This window comes from Methylorubrum aminovorans (assembly GCF_022179725.1).
Taxonomy (GTDB): Bacteria; Pseudomonadota; Alphaproteobacteria; order Rhizobiales; family Beijerinckiaceae; genus Methylobacterium; species Methylobacterium aminovorans.
Genome location: NZ_BPRC01000022.1, coordinates 38,769 through 61,262 on the forward strand (window position 1 = coordinate 38,769; position 22,494 = coordinate 61,262).

The 22,494-nt window shown below is 67.0% G+C and carries 23 protein-coding genes; 9 read left to right on the plus strand and 14 right to left on the minus strand.

Features of this window, described 5'->3' with window-relative positions; genetic code table 11:
* Positions 1 to 23: 23 nt before the first annotated feature.
* The 3 genes from ccmE to MFF24_RS21715 all read right to left on the minus strand — a co-directional run bounded on the left by ccmE (position 24) and on the right by MFF24_RS21715 (position 3,819).
* A complete protein-coding gene (ccmE, locus tag MFF24_RS21705) occupies positions 24 to 545 on the minus strand; it encodes a cytochrome c maturation protein CcmE (protein ID WP_238227529.1) in 522 nt (173 codons plus the stop codon).
* Between the two features lie 160 nt (positions 546 to 705).
* On the minus strand, positions 706 to 2,256 hold the full coding sequence (ccmI, locus tag MFF24_RS21710; protein WP_238227547.1) for a c-type cytochrome biogenesis protein CcmI: 1,551 nt from the start codon (positions 2,254 to 2,256) through the stop codon (positions 706 to 708).
* A gap of 147 nt (positions 2,257 to 2,403) precedes the next feature.
* Positions 2,404 to 3,819: an ATP-binding protein gene (locus MFF24_RS21715; protein ID WP_238227548.1), complete on the minus strand. Its 1,416-nt coding sequence runs from the start codon at positions 3,817 to 3,819 to the stop codon at positions 2,404 to 2,406.
* Positions 3,820 to 3,911: 92 nt separating this feature from the next.
* On the opposite strand from MFF24_RS21715, the gene MFF24_RS21720 reads away from it, so the two are divergent.
* Together MFF24_RS21720 and MFF24_RS21725 are read left to right on the plus strand one after the other, a co-directional pair.
* A complete protein-coding gene (locus MFF24_RS21720) occupies positions 3,912 to 4,148 on the plus strand; it encodes a type II toxin-antitoxin system VapB family antitoxin (RefSeq protein ID WP_133087883.1) in 237 nt (78 codons plus the stop codon).
* Positions 4,148 to 4,546 (plus strand): type II toxin-antitoxin system VapC family toxin, encoded by a 399-nt coding sequence (locus tag MFF24_RS21725; RefSeq protein WP_238227550.1) that lies wholly within the window; start codon positions 4,148 to 4,150, stop codon positions 4,544 to 4,546. The genes MFF24_RS21720 and MFF24_RS21725 overlap by 1 nt, the downstream gene beginning before the upstream one ends.
* Before the next feature lie 4 nt (positions 4,547 to 4,550).
* Here the strand turns inward: MFF24_RS21725 and MFF24_RS21730 are convergent, their stop codons facing one another.
* From MFF24_RS21730 to MFF24_RS21750, 5 genes are all read right to left on the minus strand, one after another.
* Entirely contained in the window at positions 4,551 to 5,228 is a 678-nt protein-coding gene (locus MFF24_RS21730; RefSeq protein WP_012453322.1) for a response regulator transcription factor, read from the minus strand.
* A gap of 49 nt (positions 5,229 to 5,277) precedes the next feature.
* On the minus strand, positions 5,278 to 5,649 hold the full coding sequence (locus MFF24_RS21735) for a PepSY domain-containing protein (RefSeq protein ID WP_162940486.1): 372 nt from the start codon (positions 5,647 to 5,649) through the stop codon (positions 5,278 to 5,280).
* A gap of 196 nt (positions 5,650 to 5,845) precedes the next feature.
* Positions 5,846 to 6,073, minus strand: coding sequence for a hypothetical protein (locus tag MFF24_RS21740; protein WP_238227560.1), 228 nt, complete (start codon positions 6,071 to 6,073; stop codon positions 5,846 to 5,848).
* Positions 6,074 to 6,093: 20 nt separating this feature from the next.
* Positions 6,094 to 6,447 (minus strand): hypothetical protein, encoded by a 354-nt coding sequence (locus MFF24_RS21745; protein ID WP_238227561.1) that lies wholly within the window; start codon positions 6,445 to 6,447, stop codon positions 6,094 to 6,096.
* A 62-nt stretch (positions 6,448 to 6,509) separates the two neighbouring features.
* Positions 6,510 to 6,725 (minus strand): hypothetical protein, encoded by a 216-nt coding sequence (locus MFF24_RS21750; protein ID WP_238227563.1) that lies wholly within the window; start codon positions 6,723 to 6,725, stop codon positions 6,510 to 6,512.
* Positions 6,726 to 7,224: 499 nt separating this feature from the next.
* On the opposite strand from MFF24_RS21750, the gene MFF24_RS21755 reads away from it, so the two are divergent.
* From MFF24_RS21755 to MFF24_RS21765, 3 genes are read left to right on the plus strand one after another with little or no spacing between them, the layout of a single operon-like run.
* Entirely contained in the window at positions 7,225 to 7,548 is a 324-nt protein-coding gene (locus tag MFF24_RS21755) for a hypothetical protein (protein ID WP_238227565.1), read from the plus strand.
* A gap of 37 nt (positions 7,549 to 7,585) precedes the next feature.
* Positions 7,586 to 8,569 carry an AAA family ATPase gene (locus MFF24_RS21760; RefSeq protein ID WP_238227567.1) on the plus strand — a complete coding sequence of 328 codons (984 nt, stop codon included), beginning with the start codon at positions 7,586 to 7,588 and terminating at the stop codon, positions 8,567 to 8,569.
* Between the two features lie 58 nt (positions 8,570 to 8,627).
* On the plus strand, positions 8,628 to 11,198 hold the full coding sequence (locus tag MFF24_RS21765) for a S8 family peptidase (RefSeq protein WP_238227569.1): 2,571 nt from the start codon (positions 8,628 to 8,630) through the stop codon (positions 11,196 to 11,198).
* A 12-nt stretch (positions 11,199 to 11,210) separates the two neighbouring features.
* On the opposite strand, the gene MFF24_RS21770 is transcribed toward MFF24_RS21765, so the two are convergent.
* Entirely contained in the window at positions 11,211 to 12,617 is a 1,407-nt protein-coding gene (locus MFF24_RS21770) for a CHAT domain-containing protein (RefSeq protein ID WP_238227571.1), read from the minus strand.
* Between the two features lie 159 nt (positions 12,618 to 12,776).
* Between MFF24_RS21770 and MFF24_RS21775 the strand changes: the two genes are divergently transcribed.
* Positions 12,777 to 13,022, plus strand: a complete 246-nt coding sequence (locus tag MFF24_RS21775; protein WP_238227581.1) for a hypothetical protein — start codon at positions 12,777 to 12,779, stop codon at positions 13,020 to 13,022.
* A gap of 64 nt (positions 13,023 to 13,086) precedes the next feature.
* Here the strand turns inward: MFF24_RS21775 and MFF24_RS21780 are convergent, their stop codons facing one another.
* From MFF24_RS21780 to MFF24_RS21790, 3 genes are all read right to left on the minus strand, one after another.
* A complete protein-coding gene (locus tag MFF24_RS21780) occupies positions 13,087 to 14,451 on the minus strand; it encodes a lipase/acyltransferase domain-containing protein (protein ID WP_238227583.1) in 1,365 nt (454 codons plus the stop codon).
* A 251-nt stretch (positions 14,452 to 14,702) separates the two neighbouring features.
* Positions 14,703 to 14,912 carry a hypothetical protein gene (locus MFF24_RS21785; RefSeq protein WP_238227584.1) on the minus strand — a complete coding sequence of 70 codons (210 nt, stop codon included), beginning with the start codon at positions 14,910 to 14,912 and terminating at the stop codon, positions 14,703 to 14,705.
* Positions 14,912 to 16,681 (minus strand): AAA family ATPase, encoded by a 1,770-nt coding sequence (locus MFF24_RS21790; RefSeq protein ID WP_238227596.1) that lies wholly within the window; start codon positions 16,679 to 16,681, stop codon positions 14,912 to 14,914. The genes MFF24_RS21785 and MFF24_RS21790 overlap by 1 nt, the downstream gene beginning before the upstream one ends.
* 45 nt (positions 16,682 to 16,726) lie before the next feature.
* Between MFF24_RS21790 and MFF24_RS21795 the strand changes: the two genes are divergently transcribed.
* Positions 16,727 to 17,059, plus strand: a complete 333-nt coding sequence (locus MFF24_RS21795) for a hypothetical protein (protein WP_238227606.1) — start codon at positions 16,727 to 16,729, stop codon at positions 17,057 to 17,059.
* A 667-nt stretch (positions 17,060 to 17,726) separates the two neighbouring features.
* On the opposite strand, the gene MFF24_RS21800 is transcribed toward MFF24_RS21795, so the two are convergent.
* Positions 17,727 to 20,522, minus strand: coding sequence for a PAS domain-containing hybrid sensor histidine kinase/response regulator (locus MFF24_RS21800; RefSeq protein ID WP_238227627.1), 2,796 nt, complete (start codon positions 20,520 to 20,522; stop codon positions 17,727 to 17,729).
* Positions 20,523 to 21,016: 494 nt separating this feature from the next.
* Positions 21,017 to 21,223 (minus strand): hypothetical protein, encoded by a 207-nt coding sequence (locus tag MFF24_RS29075; RefSeq protein ID WP_373322734.1) that lies wholly within the window; start codon positions 21,221 to 21,223, stop codon positions 21,017 to 21,019.
* A 237-nt stretch (positions 21,224 to 21,460) separates the two neighbouring features.
* Between MFF24_RS29075 and MFF24_RS21810 the strand changes: the two genes are divergently transcribed.
* Positions 21,461 to 21,865, plus strand: coding sequence for a hypothetical protein (locus MFF24_RS21810; RefSeq protein ID WP_238227607.1), 405 nt, complete (start codon positions 21,461 to 21,463; stop codon positions 21,863 to 21,865).
* A 56-nt stretch (positions 21,866 to 21,921) separates the two neighbouring features.
* Positions 21,922 to 22,449 (plus strand): lysozyme inhibitor LprI family protein, encoded by a 528-nt coding sequence (locus MFF24_RS21815; RefSeq protein ID WP_238227610.1) that lies wholly within the window; start codon positions 21,922 to 21,924, stop codon positions 22,447 to 22,449.
* The last annotated feature ends 45 nt before the right edge of the window (positions 22,450 to 22,494 follow it).

Genomic DNA, 22,494 nt, shown 5'->3' on the forward strand with positions numbered 1-22,494 from the left:
CATGAAATTCCTCACCGAAGCTTTCACCGCTCGCTGCGCTGGCCCAGGGCGGCGTCGGCCGAGGCCGGTTTCGCCGCGTCCTTCGCCGCGTCCTTGGGGGCTTCCTTGCCCCCGCCTTCCTGCCAGCGTCCCTGCGCCTTGAGGGCGTCGGCGACCTCGCGGGGCATGTAGTTCTCGTCGTGCTTGGCCAGGACCGTGTCGGCCCGGAACACGCCGCCAGCGTCGAGCTTGCCCTCGGCGACGATGCCCTGGCCCTCACGGAACAGGTCGGGCAGCAGGCCGCGATACTGCACCGGAACCGTGGCGTTGGTGTCGGTCACGGAAAACTCGACGTTCTGGTCGGGCCCGCGCTTGACCGACCCCTCCGTCACGAGACCGCCGAGGCGGAAGCGGGTGCCCGGCGCGACGCCCTGCGCCGCCACCTCGGCGGGCGAGCGGAAGAACACGATCGAGCCGCTCATGGCCGACAGGATCAGCCCGAGCGCCAGCGCCAGCACGGCACCGCAGGCGGCGATGAGGATCAGGCGGCGGCTCTTGCGGGTCACGACGGTTCCGTCCCGGTTCGTCGGCTTCTTCTCGACCCTTCAGGCTGACGCATGCCTGAAGGCGGTCCGACGTCTGCGATTGATCAAGACCGGTTTCGGCCCGACCGCCCGCCGGGTCAAGGTTGGGCGGGCGGGACCGATTGTCAGGGGATACGGCGGGCTACGGCTGAGCCGGGTTCAGGCCGAGCTCCTTGCCCAGCGCATCGAGGCGCTCCACCGCAGTCGGATTGGCGGCGAGCGCCATCTTGGCCCGGTCGAGCGCCTGGGCTGCGGCGGCGCGGTCGCCGAGGACGCCGTAGGAGCGCACGAGCCGCATCCACTCGTCGGCGGAGCCGCCCTTGGCCGCGAGCCGCCGGTCGAGACTTGCGACCATGCCGCGGATCGCCGCCTCGCGCTCGGCCGGCGGCATCGCCTTGATCGCGGCGGCCGCGGCGTCGGGCTCGGCGGTCTTCTCACCGGACCTGTCGCCAATCTTTTCTCCAGCCTCCGGCTTCGGCGGCGCGCCGGCTCCGGGCAGGCCGAGTTCGTGGGCCTGCGTGTCGAGGCGGGCCAGCGCCTCGGGATCGTCGCGAAAGGCCTTGCGCGCCCGCTCCAGGGCGTCGAGCGCCTTGTCGCGCTCGCCGAGCACCGCGTGGGAGCGCACGAGGCGCAGCCACTCGTCCGCCGAACCGCCCTGCTTGGCCAGGCGCCGCTCCAGCCCCTCGACCATGCCGCGGATCGCGTCGATCCGCTCGGAAGGCGGCAGGGCCTGAATGTTGCTGCCGGGCCCGGCCACCGGAGCCTCGGACATCGGACCGTCCTTGGCCCCCTCCCCGCTCCCGTCGGCCTTCGGCGCGGCGGTGGTCTCGCCCTTCAGCCGGGCGAGGTTGTCCCGCACCGTCGGCAGCCAGGGCGCATCCGCGGGGGCGGAGGCCGCCATCGCCTCGAGCCGCCGCACGGCCCCAGCCACGTCGCCGGACTGCTCGTCGCCGCGGGCGAGATAGAACTGGGGCTTGGCCGCCTTGGGATCGGCGGCGAGCGCCCGGCCCAGCACCTTGCGCGCCTCCGGCGAGACCGTGCCGTCGGCCGCCGCGACCAAGGCCTCGCCCCAATCGGACAGAGCCTGCGCATCCTCGCCCTTGAGGCGGGCGAGCGCCGCGTAGGCACGGGCCGCGTCGTCGAAGCGCCCGAGCCGCATGTAGACCGGCCCGAGCACGCTCCAGCCGCGGGCATCGTCCGGGTGGTTGGCGAGCCGCGCCTCGATCTGGCCGATGGCGGTCATCAGATCCTGCGCGCCGGCCCGCGTCGCCTTGCGGTCGGCGTCGGTCTGCGAGGGGAGGTTCGGCGAGCCGTAGAGGCCGTAGACGACGAGCGCGACGAGGGGAATCGTGGAGAGCGCGAAGGCGGAGGCCGCCCGGCGCTGGCGCAGATGCGGCTCGGCGATCGGCGCGGCGCCCGACGCCTCGGCCCGCTCCTCGCGGCTCGCGCGCAGCAGCCGGCGCGCGGCCTCGGCGCGCGCCGCCTCGGCCTCGGCCGGAGCGATGAGGCCGCGGCCGAGATCGCGCTCGATCTCGGCGAGTTGATCCTCGTAGAAGCCGGTTTCGGTGGCGAGGCCGTCGCTGCCTTCCGCCTCGGGCGCGGCACCGTGCCGGCGGCGGCGCGACATCGGCCAGAGCAGCGCGAACACGGCTGCGCCGGTCATGGCCGCCAGGATGAACCAGATCGCCGTCATCAGACCCAAAAATTTAAGCTCGGCCCCGTGTAGAGCCCGAGTGGAGCCCGCACGACATCGATTCCGGGTGACACGTCGTCACGCGGGGGCGAAGCAGGGCCATAACACAGGCGGGATGCGGCGTAACCTTCGCCGGTCCGCCGCCACTCAACGTTGCCCCGCCCCGGCGGGCGCGTCGCCCGGCACCTCGATCACGGCGCGCAGGCCCCCCAGCGTCGCCGCCTCAAGCCGGAAGCGGCCGCGGTAGAGCGCGGCGAGATCGGCAACGATCGACAGGCCGAGGCCGGAACCGGGCTTGGTCTCGTCGAGGCGCCGGCCGCGCTTGAGCACCGCGGCGCGGTCCTCTTCCGGCAGACCGGGTCCGTCGTCCTCCACCGCCACCAGCAGGTGGGGATAATCGTGCTCGCCCGTCGGCGCGGCGGAGATCGAGACCCGCCCCGTCGCCCATTTCGAGGCGTTGTCGACGAGATTGCCGATCATCTCCTCGAAATCCTGCTTCTCGCCGCGGAAGCGCAGGCCCGGCGGCACGTGGACCTCGTAGGCGATGTCCTTGTCGCGGTAGATCTTGCCGAAGGTCCGGACCAGGCCGGCCAGCGCCGGCTCGACTTCGGTGGAGGTGCCGAGGGTGCCGGCGAGCGCCGCGGCGCGGGCGCGGTCGAGGTGGTAGTTCACCTGATCGCGCATCACCGCCGCTTGCTCGCGGATCTTCTCGGACAATTCGGGCGGGGCGTCGCTGCCGCCGGCCTCGTTGACGATGATCGAGAGCGGGGTCTTCAGCGCATGGGCGAGGTTGCCGACCTGGGTGCGGGCGCGCTCCAGGATCTCGCGGTTGGTCTCGATCAGGAGGTTGATCTCGCCCGCCAGCGGGGCGATGTCGCGGGGATACTCGCCGTCGATCCGGTCGGCCTCGCCGCGGCGGATCGAACCGAGCGCCGTGCGCAGCTTGCGCAAGGGCGCGAGGCCGAAGCGGATCTGCAGGAGCGCAGTGGCCGCGAGCGAGAAGCCGAGCAGGCCGAAGGTCATGAATAGCGAGAAGCGGAAACGCTCGACGTCGTTGACGATCTCGTCGGCGGGTCCTGCCACCCGCACGGTATAGCGGCCGTCCGCGCCGACATCGACGTCGCGCTCAACGATGCGCAGCGTCCGGTCATCCTGGCCGCGGCCGTAGCCCTGGCGGATCTGGCCGATGGTGGCGGTGCCGGCCTGATCGGGGCCTTTCAGCGGCACGCCGACGAGCGAGCGCGAGGTGCGCAGGTCCCGCGGTTTGGCATCGGCGCGCCCGACCTGCCAGTACCAGCCCGACAGCGGCAGGTCGAAGCGGGGATCGCCGAGCGAGAACGAGCGGGTCTCGGGCTCGCTCGGGGAGACGAGATCGGTGGCGAGGTTGTTGGCGAAGACGAGCAGGCGGCTGTCGAAGGCGCGCTCGGTGTTCTCGCGGTAGAGCGTGGTGAGGATGAAGGCCGCGATGACGAGGATCGCGGTGCTCGACAGGAACGACGAGACCGCGAGCCGCACCGCGATCGAGCGGCGGCGCAAGGGGAGCCAGGCGAGGCGGTCGGTCATGGGCCTTCACTCGAAACGCCGCTCGCACGCGGAGACGCCGGCATGTACATCATGCGCGACGGCTTTCTACACAGCGACGACGCGAGACGCTCATGGCCCTGCACATCCGCGATGCGGAAACGGACCGCCTTGTCCGCCTACTGGCCGAGCAGAAGGGCATTCCACTCACCGAGGCGATCAAGGTCGCCGTACGCAACGAGCTGGAGCGGGAAGCGCAGCGGCCCGCCCTCTGGGAGCGGCTGAAGCCGCTGCACGAGCGCGTGGCTGCCCGCCCCTCCACGGGCCTTGAGGCCGACAAAGCCTTTTTCGATGGACTGAACGACGAGTGATGTTCGTCGACGCCTCTGCCCTCATCGCCATCATCACGGAGGAGCCTGAGGGGCGGGCCCTCGCTGGGCGCCTCGAGAGGACGGGAGCCGCGATCACCTCGCCGATTGCCGTCTATGAGGCGACTCTCGGCATCGCCCGCAAGAAGCAGGGCGGACTCAAGGCGGCCCGAGCGGATATCGAGATGCTGCTCGACCTTGCGCGGATCCGCCTCGTCCCCATCACCACGGACGATGCGGGTCGGGCGCTCGACGCCTTCGCGCGCTACGGGAAAGGAACAGGGCATCTGGCCCGGCTCAACATGGGCGACTGCTTTGCCTACGCGGTCGCTCGGAATCACGGCGTGCCGCTCCTCTACAAGGGCGAGGATTTCGCACTCACCGATCTCGGCGGCCAATGACGGCTCACCCTCGCCCGGGCGGCTGGTTCGGATCGATCAGGTAGCCCAAGCCCCGCACCGTCTGGATCAGATCGACGGCGAGCTTCTTGCGCAGCCGCCCGACGAACACCTCGATGGTGTTGGAATCCCTGTCGAAATCCTGGTCGTAGAGGTGCTCGGTCAGCTCGGCGCGGGAGACGACGCGGCCGGTGTGGTGCATCAGGTAGGAGAGCAGGCGGTACTCGTGGCTCGTCAGCTTGATCGGGGCGCCGTCGACGAAGACGCGGCCCGAGCGGGTGTCGAGGGTGACGGGACCGCACGAGATCTGACTGCTGGCATGACCGGCCGCGCGGCGAAGGATCGCGCGCACGCGGGCCATCAGCTCCTCCATGTGGAAGGGCTTGGTGACGTAATCGTCGGCGCCCGCGTCGAAGCCGTCGACCTTGTCGGACCAGCGGTCGCGGGCGGTGAGGATGATGACGGGAGTCTTCACTCCGGCCCGGCGCCAGTTCTGGAGCACGGTGACGCCGTCGGCCTTAGGCAGGCCCATGTCGAGGATGATGGCGTCGTAGGGTTCGTTCTCGCCGAGATAGCCGCCCTCCTCGCCGTCGAACGCCTTGTCGGCGACGTAGCCGGCCTCCTCCAGCGCGGCGACGACCTGTCGGTTGATGTCACGGTCATCCTCGACCACGAGCAGACGCACGGTCGCTACTCCTCATCCGGGGCGGCGAAGGGCGCCCTGACCGGCCGCCTTACCACTGCCCGCTCACTTGCCCCGACTGGGCATCGACCATGACGTGCATGAATTGCCCGTCCCGGCGCAAGGCCGTCAGCAGGTAGACGAGCCCCGCCTCGTGCCGGCACAGGCTCGCCCGCTGGATCTCGGCACGGGGGATGATCTGGCGTGCCGCGCGGATTGCGGCGATGGGCGGCACGACGCGTTTCTCGGCCACCGCCTCGCGCAGATCGGCGGGCGAGAGGCAATCGTCGCCGCGGTTCAGGGGCTCCTGCCGCGCCGGCGCGGGCGAAAGCGCTCCGGTCTCCTCGGCAAGCGGGCCGACCGCCCCCGCCGCGAGAACCGCGGCGGTCGAGACGACGATCAACAGGGCGAGAGCTTGGCGCATCGGGGGTGACTGTCGCGCCAGCGCACTGAATGCGTCCTGAATGTTCGCGAGCGCGGACGCCCTCGATGGTGCAGGCGGCGTGAAATCTGTCTTACGGTCGAGGGCCATGTCCGGGTCGGCAATGTTGCCGAGAACAAGGCGGAACCGGTCCCGGGGGTTCCCCGTCGGAAGCGCGCGGCACATCCGTAGCGGGCACTCACTCGGCGCCCGCGCGAAGGCGGCGCTCGCCGCAGACGCGCAGGGCGAGGATCGCGAGATCCCCGCTGTCGACGGCGTCGAGCGCGGCCCGGCGCAGGGCGATCAGCGAGCGCTCGAAGCCGTGACGGGCCGCCGCCAAGCGCCCGACAGCGGCGCGGGACCGGCTTCGGCGGGAGGACCGCCGTGCGGGCCGGTCTGGGCCGGCGGCGGAAGCAGGGGCAGGCATGGGAGATTTCCTGTGACAGGTCAGAGGCTTGGCCGGTGCTGCAGCTCGCCGATGCGCCGCAGGAGGTCCTCGAACCGTTCCCGCGCACGCTCGTCGCTGCGCGCGACGGCGCCGGCGGTCTCGCCCGTGAGCCGGACCAGATCCTCCAGCACGCGGGTGCGGCTCTCCAGGGCGGCAGCCACCGCGGCGTTGGTCTGGGAAGCGCGCTCCAGGGCGGCGGCGGTGGCCCCCGTCTCGGCGATGCGCGCCTCCAGCATCCGCAGGCCGTCGCGGTAGAGGTGGAGACAGGCCACCCCCAGCAACACCGCGACGATCCAGCCGGCGCCTCCGTCGGCGAAGAGGAGGCGCGCGGCTTCTGCGGCGATCTTGTCCATGGGTCCCACTCCCGGCACGAACACCCGGATCATCGCGTCCGGTGGTGCGCGACACCGGAGGATCAGGCCGTCTCGCGGGCCCCGCGCGCGGGCCGCTGCCCCAGGGCGTGCTCCAAAGCCGGTGCGAGGGTGTTTCCGGTCGTCGCCGCCGCCTCGAGAGGCAGGGACCGGAACACCTTCTCCGCGACCCCCTCGCCCCCGCCGGCCGCCCGGAGCAGCCAGCCCGGCGCCTGATCGAGGGCCCGCTGCACGGCGCGGGCTGTAGCGCGACCTAACATTTAATTCCTCAAATCCGGTAAGCCATTGATGCGGCTTGCGGAGCTTTATCTATTTTCTATTCCTACCATCACGAAGTCGTGTCTTCAAATAGCTCAATGACTTATATCTATAATTCATCACTATTTCTCATATTTTGGCATCTAAGAAAAACTCCTATCGACTGGTCGATGCATAAAGCGGACACTTGAGTGCTTATAATATTGCTGAATCCATGAAGGCGTTTCTGATCGGCTGTCCGTGCACGAAAGGGCCGATCGAAACGCCTTCGAGGCGGATGGCTGCCGACGCACGACCGAGCTTGCTCGGTCCCGGCGTTCGTATCGTAGCCCCGGCGCAAGCGGGGGCGGCCGCTGGCAGCGGGACGAGCCGCCGCACGCACTGCCGTGATCTTCCTTTGCCGCAAATCGAGTCGCTGTTGCCGCCTGTAGGAGGCTCTGAGTCGCCTTTCGCCGCACGAATATCGTTGCGTTTATGTCAAATAGATGCAACGATAATTGCATGGGCCGCCGGAAGGGAATCGAAGATCCAGACCTCGCCGATCGAGTCGGTGCTGCCTGCAGCGATGGTCGAACGTCCTTGTCGAAGATATCTCGCGACATTGGCGTCGCGCCCTCGACGCTCTCACGCGCAGTCCGAAGTCGGCGCTTCTCGAGGAAGCTGCAGATCAAGCTCAATCATCACCTCGGCCGAGGCCTTGCTCCGAAGGGAGGCGAGAATGCCGCACTGGCCGTGTCATTGCAAAAAGCGTTGCAATTAATTAATGAATTGCAGGATCTGATGCCCGATCTGCAGAAGCGGCTTGTCGCCGCTCTCGACACGTAGACGGGGCTGGGGCAGACCCCGGAGTAGCGAGGCGGACATGGCAAGCGCGCAGCAACTCATCCAGATGATCCGCAGCCATGCGGCGGGAGACGACGACCGCTTTCTGTCGATCGCCGAGGAAATCGCCGAAGACGCTGCAAAGGCAGGGCGCGGACGGATGGCGGCGGACCTGTCCGCGATCGTCAATCACCTTCGAAGCGCGAAGCAGACCTCGCCTGACCGCAACAAGCCGGTTCCTCTGGTCGCGCCGCGGGGCGAGCTCGCTTCTCTCATGCGAGCGGCCTATCCTGAACGAAGGCTCTCCGATCTCGTCGTCGGCGAGAACCTCGATCAACGACTGCGTCGGGTCGTCAGGGAACATCGCGAGCGGGAGAAGCTCGAGCAGAGAGGTCTGGCTCCCCGCCGGAAGTTCCTGTTCTCAGGCCCTCCGGGAACCGGCAAGAGCCTGACCGCGGCGGCGATCGCCGGCGAACTCGGCCTTCCGCTATTCACGATCAAGCTCGACGGCGTCATCACGAAATACATGGGCGAGACAGCCGCCAAGCTGCGACTGGTCTTCGATTCGATGCAGAAGGCGCGCGGCGTCTATTTCTTCGACGAGGTCGATGCACTCGCCACTCGGCGTGGGCGAGAGCACGATATCGGCGAGGCCCGCCGCATGCTGACGTCGCTTCTGATGCTGCTGGAGGATGACGACTCCTCGAGCATCATCGTCGCCGCCACGAACCATCGGATGCTTCTCGATCCTGCCATCTTCAGGCGTTTCCACGGCGTCTTCAGCTATGCGTTGCCTTCTCCGGAGGAAGCGCGCCGGGTGCTGCGGAACCATCTGCTTCTTTTCGATAGCGAATCCTTCGATTGGTCCGTCTTGGACGAGGCCGCCCGCAATCTGAGCCATGCCGATCTGACTGCGGCTGCCGACGATGCCGCGCGCGATGCGGTACTCGATCACGATGGCAGAATGGACACGAAGCTTCTCGTTTACGCCCTGAAGGAGCGTTTGGCCCAGCATCGCGATTGACCCGCCCCGGGCCGCTCACACATAAGCTCCACTCAAAGTTGAGGGTGGAACGTCAAGTATGCCTCGTTACAGGCACATCCATATCCGAGGGCTCGGTGAAGCACCGCTGAAATTCCAGGGAAAAGGTGGTGGAACGACGAAACGACCGTCGGCCGTAACCAATCGGGAGGCCCACGCCCAGGCGTTGAGAGCCGATCTCGAGAGCCTGCGGGAAGAACTGAAGGCTGTGCGGCAACTTCAGACCGCCATCGGCGTCGAGCGCAAGAATAGCGGTCTCCCGATGACTGCCGAAGGCCGTAGCGGCGAGGCCCTTGTCCTCGGAACGATGCGGTCGACCACGCCAGGAGTGAAGCTGCTCGCCGTCCGGCGGCAGGATCCTCCCATGGATGCCAAGTTCGAAAACGGGGCAAGGCAGGATCAGGCGACGTTCTTCATCAACGCCAAAAGCCTCGACTCGCTGCTGAAGGCGCTCGACAAATACGAGGCATGGACCGATGGCGCCGTCGGCCCCGAAGAGGCTACGGCTGACGACGACGAGCAGGGCGGTTCCGACAACCGGCCGCAGCGCTTCTGGCTCTTCGAAAGCGCAGAGCAATTCCGCCTCGCCACGATCGAAGATCTCTGGGCGGATGCGGCGCAGCGGCTCCCCGAGGAAGGGCTCGTTGCCGAATGGGAGGTCTGGCTGCGGCGAGGCTTCGAGCAGCTGTTCATCGACGAGGTCGTGAGACGCGAGATCCTCATGTCGGGCGAACCGACGGAGTTTCTCGAGACGGTCCTCGTCAACGTCATCGCCACCAGGGAGCAGATCTCCGAACTCGTTCGGATCACGACAGCCGTGGTCGAGTTGCGTGGCGCATCGAATTTCGCGGCCGACGTTCTCGATCTCGTTCCCGAGGGACGGCTGGATCTGGTCGGCGACGTCGCATCGAGACTGCGTCCGCCTCCTGCGACCGCGCCCCGCACGACCATTCTGGATACCGGCGTGAACCGGAATCATTCTCTTCTCGCATCGGCCTTGCCGAGGCAGCGCTGCCATTCGATCGAGACCGACTGGGGAACGGGGGATCACGACGGGCACGGGACGAAGTCCGCAGGTATCGCACTCTTCGGCGAGAATCTCGAGCGGTACCTTCAGGAAGGAGCGGATGGGGATCCCATCGAACTGACCACCGCACTCGAATCCGTTGCCGTCATCGCTCCTTCGGGAGCGGCGCGCGTTCCGGCACGGGACGCGATCACGCGCGCGGTCGCACGCGTCGAGCAGGCTCCGCATCCTCGGGTGTACTGCCTGGCGGGGACCGCGGTGGGAGAGGAGGACAACGGACGTCAGACGAGCACGTCGGCCGCTCTGGACAAGCTTGCCTGGAACGACGGCGAATCCACGCGCCTGTTCTGCGTCGCGGCCGGCAATGTGCCGACGAGCCCGGAGACCCCCTATCAGCATGCTCAATACGAAGGCCGAAACCTCGACCATCGGATCCAGCCGCCGGGCCAGGGCATCAATGCACTGACCGTAGGCGCGAACACGGACAAGACCGCCGAGGGTCTTCGCCTCGTCGCTCCGAGAGGAGATCTCAGCCCGACGGCACGCACCGCCCAGGGATGGAGCCGCCGCTACGCGTTCAAGCCGGACATCGTGATGGAAGGCGGAAACCACGAGAAGGACCCGGACGGCCTCTCATCGCGGTATTCCCACAGTCTGATGGTCCTGACGACCAACAGGAACCTCCCCCAGCACCCACTCGGCCTGACCTGCGAAACGAGCGCCGCCACGGCGAATGCCGCAGGCCTCGCCACCCGTCTGCTGGCCCGATATCCGCGCTACCGGATGGAGACGCTCCGTGGGCTGATGATCCATTCCGCAGAATGGACGCCTGCGATGCAGGAGCTTCATGCCTTCGGACTCAAGCAGGGCGACACCGAGCAGATGGCGTGGTCGCGCGTCCTGAGCTGCTACGGCTGGGGTGTCCCGAACGAGACGCGGCTGTTCTCGAGCGCGTCCAACGTGCTCACGCTCGTCATCGAGGACGAGCTGACGCCCTACAAGCGCGTCGAGAGCCGCATGGCCCTTAACGAGATGAAGTACTTCAAGCTGCCCTGGCCCAAGGAGGCGCTGGCAAGCCTGCGCAACGAGGAGGTCGAGATGCGGTGCACCCTCTCGTACTTCGCTGACCCGGATCCACTTGCCGACAGCAGGGATCGGCGTGAACGCTATGCGTCGCATGCTCTGCGCTTCGACTTGAAACGCGCAGGGGAATCCGACGAGCGGGCACAGCTGCGCGTCAACGAACTCGCGGAGGTCGATGTCGACGACATTCCTTCGGGAGCCACGCTGGACCACGGATGGATCGTCGGGTTCCAGAGGCGTCGGCTCGGCTCGGTCCACCACGACATATGGAAGGGCCGCGCCCATCAACTCGCAGAGCGTGACGGCATCTCCATCTTCCCTGTCAAAGGATGGTGGAGCGATCGGGCACGAGGCGGTTACGAGAACAAGAGCGTGCGCTTCAGCCTGGTCGTCTCCATCCGCACGCGTCCTTCCTCGCTCCAGCTCGATCTGGTCACCGAAGCAGTTGCCAAGGTGCCTGCGGGACTTCTGGTCGAGGCCCTCGCCACGACGGACTACTGACCGCTTCGATCGCTAGACTGCGCGTGCCAGCACATCACCGTAGCAGACGTAGGCGAAGGGGGTCGGCGATAGATCCGCCGTAGCTTCCCGGCTACGGCGCATTGCTTCGCCGAGTTCCAGTTGGTCGCTATGCAGTCCCTTCACGAACGTTCGAACGAACTCGGACGCATGCCTGTCGGCGACGCGCCAGAGCGGCGCGACGAACCCGCTGAATTTGCGCTGCGTGAACAAGGACGCCCAGCCCTCCACCATGCCCAGCGTGTATGTGACGTTCCCGACGTCGCAGGCATTGAACACGACGAAGGTCCCGTCCTTCTCGCCGAGCTTCGTCCCGCGATGATCGACTTCGATACGGCGGACCCAGGCATCGTCCATCAGAATGCCGTTCACGTCGGACCCGTCGAAGCTGCCGTGACCGGCGAAGTGGAGGATGCCGATCTTCTCGTCCGGCAGGCCGTCCGACATGATCTTGAGAAAAGACGCGCGATCCCCGGTGCACCGGATCGCGCCGAATTCCGTGCAGAGCCACACGGATTCCGAGACGGCGAAGGGCAGGCGGTACTGGGGGGTGTCGGGGTAGCCGGGCGCGAAGGTGGCGATCGCTCCCCGCGGGAGCCGCTGGCTGAGATTTCCGTCGGATTTCCGAACCCATCGGGCGATCGGGTGATCAAGCATGAGATGCTCCGCCTCCTCGCTCGTCGCGGAGTTGAACGGCTTCATGAGCTCCCACTGGATGTGGGGCTCGTCCGTGACGAGCTGGATCGAGAAGTTCGCTCCGAGCCGTTGCCGGAACGCCCAGTAGACATCCCGGAACCCGGAGGGCGTCAGGTTCCAGATCAGATCTCCGAATCCCCTGAGGGCGGCCAGATGCTGTCCCGGCTGCAACTGGACGACTTGCGACCGCAGTTGGGCCGCATGCTCCGTGGCGCTCTCGTCGATCGTGATCTCGCCTGAACGATTCCCGGGACCGAATGTCCAGTACGATAGGGCCTCCCAGTCGTATGCGTCCTTGGCGCGCAGGGACAGGATCCGGATGGTCATGTCAGGGGGGCGGCGGGATTCCTCGATCACGACTTCGCCGACCGTCCTCTCCTTCGGGTCCGGAGCAGCTTGCTTCCGTACGAGTTCGATCGCCCGCTCGGCATCGCCGTAATGCCCGCCCTTCCCGTCGAAGAAGGCGCGCACATGGATCATGTCGAGATCCGCGTCGTCGACGACGATGCCCTCCACGCAGGTCGGCAGGGAAGTTTGATTTCTTCGCACGATGACCGTGCCGACATTCGCCCCCTTTTCGAACGTCATGTGGGCGCTGACGAGCCGGACCCGGATCGCGACGTCCTCCCAATCCTCGTCCAGATCGGACAGCACCACGGCCTCGCCACGGGTCGTATCGTTGGGCTCGAGGGCCAGATCGATCATGATCCGCAGCTTCCGGCCGGCCACTGCCTCCCCTTGAGGGGTGATCGAGGGATGGCGGATGATCCGCGTACCTTCGTCGTCCCGCGGAGCCGCCTTGGTCTCCAAGGCCTTGTCACGACCCGTCTCCGGCGGCGGTTCGCCGCTCAGCGGATCCCAGGGATGGGCCGGCCGGAGAGGAGCCGAGACGATCAGCAGGTCGAGGACATCGCGGATGCCGGGCATCTGTCTCAGACGGGCGACGATACGGGTCTTGGCATCGACGCTCGGGACTTCACCGCTGACGACGGCGCGATCGCCGTACTGCGACACGGTGATCCGGTCGAAATAGTCGGGATACGCCTCGTCCAGCTCGGCGAAGAAGACCCGCCAAGCGTCGCCCGAGAGACCAGAGCCGGATCCGTCTGACACGCTTCACTCGATCGGAGGGTGAAAGGATCGCCGGCGGCAGCCGGTGTCCGTGGAACGACCGTCAGAAGACGGTGAAGATATCCGTGACGGGCGACACTCCCTCGCCCGTCACCCGTAAGCGATACACGCCGGGTCCCAGCATGACATCGCCGCTCAACTCCTTGCCTCCGCAATTCCAAAGCCAGCCTTCGGCCGCGATCGCGTCGGTTTCCGTCTCGTGGATCGAGAATTGCAATCGCTGCCGGTATGCACTGCAGGACGCTTTGAGTTCAATTGGCTCGTCGGCGGGGTACGCATCGTCGACTTCGAGGCTCAGCGTAGCGAGGACTTCGTCGCGGAATTTCCCGTAGTCGATCGAAACGCCTTCGAGGCGTGCGCAAAGGTGAGCCAGTGCGGCGTTCGAATTCTGGAGCGAGGCGTGCCTGTCGGCGATGAAGAACGCCCCTTCGTCGGTGAGCATCTCTCCGGGCAATGCCGAAACCCGCGGGACCGTACCGTCGCCGCCGTGGTTCTGCCCGGCGTGCTGCCTCATCAATTCGACGCCCTCGCTGGACGCGCGGGCGAAGTTGAAGGTTGGCTGCTGCGTCCCGATGAAGGGGATGATGCGGAAATCGCGCGCGTAGGCCTCGTTCGCCGCGTTCGAAGCCTGCGCGTCTCTGATGGCATCATGGAACGCCTGGGCGGCGGCGACGCGGTCCGCCAAGAGGTTCGGAATACCGGAGACATTGCCAATTCGCGCCGTCGAGAAATCTGCCTCGACGAAGGCTTCGTAGGTTGGGAGGAGCTGATAGACCGAGGTCAGGCTGCGGACGAGCGCCGAAACATCGGCAGCCCTGGCCAGCATCTGACCGTTGGCGAGCGCCTTGAGTGCATTCGGAGCGCCGCGATACGGCGTTCCGAACGTCACGAGCATGGCGGTATCCTGCCAGCCGCCAGCCACCTCGAGGAAGTGTCTTGCCACGAGACCCCCCATCGAGTGGGCGATCAGGACCAACCGCGCAGACCCGTTGCCGCTCTTCTCTCGCCAGTCGGCCAACCACGTACGGGCTTGGCGTTCGAGCGCCCGTGCCGCGACCCGATTGTCTCGCCGCCAATCATAGGCGAACTCGAAGTAGTTTCCTCCCGGCTGCAGGCCGAGTCTGTCGACGAGCGTCGTCCTGATCGTGGTGTAGCCGTCGATCTTCCAAAGCCCCGGCAGCAGATGGAGATCGGTAATCGGCGAAGTGGCCTTGATGCCGTCTCCAAGATCATCGATCGCGGGATCGTCCCCAGCCAGCATCAGCGCATCGAGTCTGCGGCCGAGCGTCGCCACGTTGCGGAAGAGCGCCGCTGCCGACGTGCCCCAGAGCGTCGTTCCATCGGGGCCGGACAGGGCGGATCCCAGGATGCCGGGGATCAGGACGACGACGTTCGAGTATCTAGCCATGCCTGCTCCGATACGAAAACACTGGCCGGTCCGAATACCGCGTCGGCGCGACTCCTGTGGAAGGGCATCGTCCACGCTAGCATGCGTTCCTGTTTTGTTCCAACAGCAGGTTCTGGCTTTGTGAACGAGGCGGTCTCCCGAGTGACCCGCCCCCCGTGGGAGGGGCTACCTTCCGGCATGCCTTTCGCACCCCTGATCCTCGATCCTGACCCTGCACCCATTTGGAATTCGAGCCATCCGATAGAGGCGGATCACGGACGCTCGTCGGTCGATCGCTGCGCCCGACGATGGTCCGATTCCAGCCTGCGGTCCTCGAACTCGGCTCTCTTCCGGACGATCTCGGCTAGAGCCTCGATGACCACCTCGCGGTCGCCGTCTAGGATTTCGCACAGCGCGTCGATCGCTTCCGAGAGCGGTTGCAGGTCGCCGATGTCCAGGGCGGATGGTGGCAGCGCGAACATCACCGCTCCTCCTCGACACGCCCGACAGGCCCGATGGCCTCCCGGCTCATCTGCATCCCCGCTGAAGCCAACACGTGCTCCAATCCTTCTCGAGCGAGGTAGCCGGTTTCCTCGAGCCGGTGGGCGATCGCCTGCAGTGCCGGCCTATGCTCCATCAGGATGCTCCGAGCCCGGTCGCTGGCGCGACGCAAGCGCTCGGCGACAGCCGGCAGCAAGCCCGCGATCGGAATCATATGGGTGGCGACGGCCTCCACATGGACGTTCCCAAGGTGGCCGAGGCCATAGCTCAGCTCGATGTCGCGCGCGATCCTGGTAGCCATGGCGAGGTCGGAACCCGGGCCGAACCCGGCGCCGATCGAGCCGGAGCCCAGTTCGATCTCCTCGGCGATCCGGCCGGCCAGGAGCGATGCCAACGCCGCCTCGAGTTCCTGAAGCGTCGCAGAACCATCGACCGCAATCTCAAATCGGGCTCGCCCGCCACCGTCATGAAGCGACAAGTCCAGGAGAGTGCCGAAGCCGAGCGCTCGGCTGACGACCGCATGGCCGGCTTCGTGGATCGCGACGCGACGCCTGACCGCGGGTGGCGCCGCCGTCCGGCGCTGGCGGATCTCGCTCAGCACGTCCTCCGCGGTCACGGCTCTGCCGTTGCGACGCGCCGTGCCTTTGGAACGTCGCACGAAGGCCTCCACGTCAGCGCCCGTCATGCCGCTCGCTGCCAGTGCCAGAGGGAGCATCGGTGTGTCGGGAAGGATCTCGCGACCGAGGTGATGGCGGAAGATCTTGGCGAGCGCGGCTGTGTCCGGTTTCTCGATGGCAATCTCCCGATCCAAGCGCCCAGCCCGCTTCACCGCAGGGTCGATCTTCTCCGGATGGTTCGTGGCCGCTACCACGACCACGCCTGGCCGCTCGTCGGCCCCGGCGAGAAGCTCGAGAAACAGATTCACGATCTGCGTCCAGTACTGCACGTACTCGCCCCGGATCTGGCCGCGGTCGGAGATGCCGTCGAGTTCGTCGATGAACAGGATGCAGGGCGCCTGAGCCTTGGCTTGGGCGAAGACCTTGCGGATTGCCTGCAACGTGCCTGAGAGGTAGTCGGCCGCGTTCCACTCGGCGACCGAGGTTGCCACCAGCGGCACGCGTGCGCTCTTGGCCAACGCGCGGGCGAAGCTAGTCTTGCCGACACCGGGCGGGCCAGAGAGCAGCATCCCACGGTTGTCGATTTCGGGCCAGTTCAGCTGGCCGTTGCGATATGCCCGCAGGTCGGCTGCCACGGCCAGGCCCCAGATCTTGGCCTCGCCATAGCCGTCGAGCTCCTCCAGCGCAGGTCCGTCGCCGAGGTAGTCTGCCTTGGCGCCGACAATCCGCTCCACCGCCTCGATGCAGGCATCGGGCGTGCCCATCCTGCGGAAGGCGACGGGCAGATCGGCAATGTCGATCATGCGGAGAAGATCGGGATCGATCCTGCGCGCAGGCGCAGCGCCCGTGACCGCCTCGACGACGAGAGCGAGGCCGGATTGATCAAGACTCGGCAATGCGATCCTGTGCTCGGCGGACCGCATCAGGTCGCGCGGCAGCTGACGCTTCGGATCCGGCGCAATGCCGACGATCGGGACCCGGACATGCAAGGCGGCGGCGATCACCTCGTTGCCCTTCTCCGGTCGAGCATCGCGGCCGATCCCGTCGCAGACGAACAGGGCGGCGTGCCTGCGGGTCAATTCACGACTTCGCCCGGCAGCGAGATCCACGACCTTGGTGTCGGGCCGGAACAAGCACTTCTCGGCGACGATTCGGAGGGGTTCGACGAGATCGGCGACATGGGTGGCGAGTGCGACGACGGGAGCCTCGCGGCGCAGCCGGCGCGCGAGATCGGGCTCCGCCGCGACCGCGCGGGCGAGCATGACGGCCACGGCGGCGAGATCCGCGGGCACAGGTACATGCGTACTTTCAGGGCGGTTCGCCTCGTCCTGCGCGATGATCTGCTCCACGGCGTCGCTTTCGTCGATCAGCGCTTCGTTCTCGAAGTCGTAGGAGTTGGAGCGGTGGTTGGCCTTGAGCCGCCTGCGCTCGTCCTGTGCGAGTTGCTGCAGAAAGGCGCGGGCGAGTTGGTCGACGAGCCCATCGTCCGGAGGAATCGAACTGATGGGTGAAGAGCCGAGGGATAGGGCGAGCATGCGAGATCTCCCACGGCCGAACACGGGAGCTTCGGCCGTCAGCTTGGGTGCTGGGATGGGTGCGGCGACGCGGCTGGCTCGGCGAGGTCGAAGGGCTCGGCCGGCGTCGGCTTCAGGAGACCGCCTGCGTCATAGGCGATGTGCGTTGATAGAACGTATGGAGAACAATGACTAGCAATGGCCGGGCTTATCCACAGCCGTAGGAATTTTCGTGCTTTGAACAGCAGCGCGCCACCAGTCGACATTGGGGCTCGCAGGAGCTGAAGGGCCGCTCCCGGCCCCACTCGGACCTACAGCCGACAGATGTTTAGCCTGCGCTTCTGACCCCTTGCAGACCTTCGAGCCTCCCGGCCCAGATGTCTGATCCGTAGGAAAAAGCGGACCTGTAGGCGGCGGCCATGACATCAGCATGTCATGGCCCATTTAGCGGCTGTCGATGCGGGCCAAGCTTGCGCCGTGTGCGGCGTCGGCGGCGCTCTCGCCGTGCCGCACGATCCACAGCCGGCTTGGCCAACGCTGCTGCATGGGGTGCTTGTCCTCCTGCGGTGTCCGGCAACGTCCGTCGGGCATGGCGGTTCACGCGAGACAGCGTCGGCACTCACTCACGGTCACCGAGCCGCCCCATGCCTGACGGACGTTGGCGTCACGCCTCGATCATGTCCCGGATGCGTGAGGCCAGGGCTTCCATCACGAACGGCTTCGTGAGCACCTGCATGCCCGGTTCCAGGTAGCCGTTGCCCACCACCGCGTTCTCGGCGTAGCCGGTTATGAAGAGGACCTTCAGCCCAGGCCGGGTCACCCGGGCCGCGTCAGCGACCTGCCGCCCGTTCATGCCGCCGGGCAGGCCCACGTCGGTGATCAGGAGGTCGACCCGCGTGTCCGACTGCAGCACCTTCAGCCCGGAGGGACCGTCCGCCGCCTCGATGGCTGCGTAGCCCAGGTCCTCCAGCACCTCGGCCACCAGCATGCGCACGGAGGGCTCGTCGTCCACGACCAGCACCGTCTCCCCGGGTTCAGCCCGGGGCGCGTCGGCAAGGTCCGTCAACGCCCCGCTTGCAGGGACGTCGCCGTGGTGGCGCGGCAGGTACAGGCACACGGTCGTGCCCTGCCTGACCTCCGAGTAGATGCGCACTTGTCCGCCCGACTGCTTCGCGAAACCGTAGATCATGGACAGGCCCAGCCCGGTACCCTGGCCGATGGGCTTCGTCGTGAAGAACGGGTCGAACGCCTTCGCGATCACGTCCGCGCTCATGCCGGTGCCGGTGTCCGAGACGCACAGCGACAGGTACTGCCCGGGCGGCAACTCCCTCTCCCGGGCCGCGCGATGGTCGAGCCACCTGTTGGCGGTCTCGACCGTGATGCGGCCTCCGTCCGGCATGGCGTCACGGGCGTTGATGCAAAGGTTCAGGAGCGCGTTCTCAAGCTGACCCGGGTCCACCAGGGCCGGCCACAGACCGCCGGCCCCGACGACCTCGATGTGGACGGACGGTCCCACGGTCCGGCGGATCAGCTCCTCCATGCCATGGATCAGGGCGTTCACGTCCGTCGGCTTTGGGTCAAGCGTCTGCCGGCGTGAGAAGGCGAGCAGGCGGTGCGTCAGCGCGGCCGCGCGCTTGGCCGCCCCCTGCGCGGCCGTCATGTACCGGTCGATGTCGGTCAGGCGGCCCTGGCTCATGCGGGTCTGAAGCAGCTCCAGGCTGCCGGAGATACCGGTGAGTAGGTTGTTGAAGTCATGGGCGATGCCGCCCGTGAGCTGGCCCACAGCCTCCATCTTCTGCGACTGACGCAGCGCCTCCTCGGTCTCCGCGAGCGCCTCCGCCGCCTCCTTCTCGGCCGTGACGTCCCGCCCGACCGCGTGGATGAGGTCCTCGGCCGGAACGGCGGTCCACGAGAGCCAACGGTAGCTGCCGTCCTTGGCGCGGTAGCGGTTCTCGAAGCGCAGGGTGGTCAGCCCTTCCGACAGCTTGCCGACCTCGGCCAGCGTCGGCGCGACGTCGTCCGGATGGACGAGGTCCATGAAGGCGCCTCCGACGAGGTCGCGCTCGCCCCAGCCGAGTAGCGTCGTCCAGGCCGGGTTCACCGCCTCGATGACGGCGTCGTAGCGGGCGACCAGCATGATGTCCGTGGAGAGCCGCCACATGCGGTCACGGTCGGCGGTGCGCTCGGCCACTAAGCCTTCGAGTTCCTCGCGCGAGCGCGCCAGCACGTCCCGCGCCTCGACGATGTCCTGGATGTCAGTGCACGTCCCAAACCAGCGCGTGATGCATCCGGCCGCGTCGCGCATTGGCAGGGCGCGGCCGAGCGTCCAGCGGTACTGCCCGGACTTGTGCCGCAGCCGGTACTCAATCCGGTAGGGCTCGCCGCTCGCCAGGCACTCACCCCAGACCTTCCAGGTCCGCTCTCTGTCGTCCGGATGGACGATGCCCTCCCACTCCGCGCCGTCCGTCGTTCCCGCCGGCACGCCGGTAAAATCGTACCAGCGCTGGTTATAGTAGTCGTGGTAGCCGTCCGCTCGGGTCGACCAAACCATCTGGTCGATGGAGTTGGCGATGGTCTGGAACCGCGCCTCGGCCTCGCGCAGCGCGTCCTCGCGCTCGCGCCGCTCGGTCACGTCCCGGTAGAACAGCGCAAGCCCTTCGGGATGCGGGTAGGCGCGTACTTCCAGCCAAGCCGCGTGCCCGTCCGGCCAGATGTAGCGATGCTCCAGCGTGAGAGAGACGCGCTCGCGCATGGCCCGCAGGTACATCTGCCCGATGGGCATCGCCTCAGAGCCTGGGTAGACTTCCCAGTGCGAATGCCCGACGACCTGATCCGGCGGTCTTTCCTCCAGGCGGAAACCCTCGGCGTTCATCTGCAGGATGCGAAACTCGTGGTCGAGGAGCATGAAGCCCTCGCCCATGCCTTCGAGCACGCCGGACGCCCGTGCCTCGCTGGCGCGCAGCGCCTCCTCGGCCCTGACCCTGGCGGTGGTCTCGGTGCAGGAGCAGAACATGCCGCCCACGACGCCGGCATCGTCGCGGATCGGCGAGTAGGAGAAGGTGAACCAGGTTTGCTCGTCGTAGCCGTGCCGGTTCATCGTGAACGGCAGGTTCTCGGCCCAGGTTGCTTCGCCGGCCATGGCGCTCTCGACGTAGGGCGTGATGGCCTCCCAGATCTCGGGCCAGATCTCGCGGAAGCGGCGCCCGAGGGCGGCCGGGTGCTTGTCGCCCAGGATCTCCGCGTAGGCGTCGTTGTAGACGAAGGCGAGGTCCGTCCCCCAGGCCGCGAACATCGGGAACCGGGAGCCGAGCATCAGGCTCGCGACCGAGCGCAGCGCCTGCGGCCAGGTTTCCGGCCAACCGAGCGAGGAGGACGACCAATCGTGGGCGCGCATGCGCGCCCCCATCTGGCCACCTCCCGACAGGAAGGCAACGGTCGGGGGCGCGGCGGTCTTGGACATGCTCTGCGGTGGGGCCTGGATGGGAAACGCGGCGGCCAGGGTGGTCTCCTTGCCGGCCGGGGATGCAGGGCCGGCCATGATACGCGGTGATGGCGAGTTTGCGGCCACTCCCGCCACGAACCCCAGGCAGGCTCTGGCGGAGAGCTGAGGCCAAACTGAAACCGCTTCGGGACACGAGCGGTTGCAGCACCCCTCCTCGCATCGACCCGCATGCCCCCGAAGCCTTCCGGCCGCCGACCGTCGCCCCTGGCCGTCGAGGACGAGGCCTGAGCGGCCGTCCGGCGGCGGCCTCAGCCCCGCCGCAGGGGGAGGCGCTGGAGGATGCGCGAGATCTGCTCGGCCGAAGCACGCGACATCTGGTAGCTCGACCAGGACGCGGATGCGGGCGCCCGTGACCGTGTCGAGCATCTCGGCCACGCCCCGCAGGCAGCCGACGACGTCGAACGCCTCGGCCTTGAGCGCCTGCCGCCGCGCGAAGGAGAGGAGCTGCCCGGTCAGCTTGGTGACCCGGTCCACCGTGTCAGAGACGGCGGCAAGGTACCGGGCCTTACGCGCCTGGGCAGGTCCGGCCGGCGCAGGAAGTCCACCGACGAGCGGATGATGGTCAGCAGGTTGTTGAAGTCGTGGGCCACGCCCCCGGTCAGTTGCCCGATGGCCTCCATCTTCTGCGATTGCCGCAGCTCCTCCTCGGCGTCGGCCAAAGCCGCGGCCTTCTCTTTCTCGGCGGTGACGTCGCGCCCGTAAGCGTGGACGACGTCGCCCTTGGCCGCCGTATGCCAGGAGATCCAGCGCAGTGTGCCATCCCTGTGTGTATGCCGTTTCCGTAAAATTTTATCTGATCTCGGCAGCCTGAGTTGACCGGCGCGCGGTACGGAAGCGGAAACAAAGGCTGACGGACTGGCAGCGTTAGACGCTTGAGCTGCCGCGAGGTGTGTTCCATGGACCGTTTCTCAACGACAACTATCGCTTCATCCCTGATGCGCCTGAGCTTGATCGGTGCATGCGCAATCACGCTCTCGGCCTGTGTGACGGCCAAGGAGCAGCAGGCCATGGATCGCAACCAGTGCGCTGGCTTCGGCTTTGAGCCCGGTACCGACGGATTTGCTCAGTGCATGATGGGTGTGGTGCAGCAACGCGAGGTGCTGGAGGAGAACCGGCGCATGCAGCGTCAGGCGCAGCTAGCCGACGACAACCGCCAGCGTGAGCAGCAGCAGGAGGTCTATAAGATCCTGAGCCAGCAGCGCAGTGGCGACAAGCGGTTTCCGGTCTGCGGAGCTTCGAGCTCGGGCGGCATGGATCGCACGACCATGACCTGGTACGGCCCGGACTGCCGAGCCCGATAGGGCTGCACACACGCGAGCGAGCCAGCCCCGCAAATCAATCGGATGCATCTATCTTCATGAGCAGGCTCTTCGCTGCCGCTGTCCTCGGCGCCTATGTCGGCATGCTGGTAACCATGACCTTCACACCGCAGGCTATGGCCGCTCCTGAGCGGCCTACGCCTGAGACGTGCAGCATGGACGATCCGACAGCCTGCCTGGACCGCCACGGCGAGGCTGCCGCTCGCGCTCTGGACAAGGCCTACGCGGATGCAGCCAGCAAGCTCAGTGCGGCCTGTGCAGAGGTTATCAGCCCAGGGATCGGAGCCTGCCTGGAGCGCGCCTGGCAGATCGCAGACAAGGAGCTCAATGAGACCTACGCGCGTGCCATGAAGTCAATCGAGAACGATGAGGCGGGTCGGAAATGGCGCGAGCAACTCAAGCTGGCGCAGCAGGCTTGGCTGCGCTTTCGTGACGCTGACTGCGGGGATCTTGTCTTCTCCGAGTGGATGAACGGTACAGGAGCCGGCGCGGCCGCCGTGGCGTGCCAGGTCGGGCATACCGTAGCCCGCACCGCTGAACTCCGCCGCCGCTATGACCGCAGATGATACCGCACGTGGGCTGAAGCCGAGCACTGATTGATCGCCGGCTCT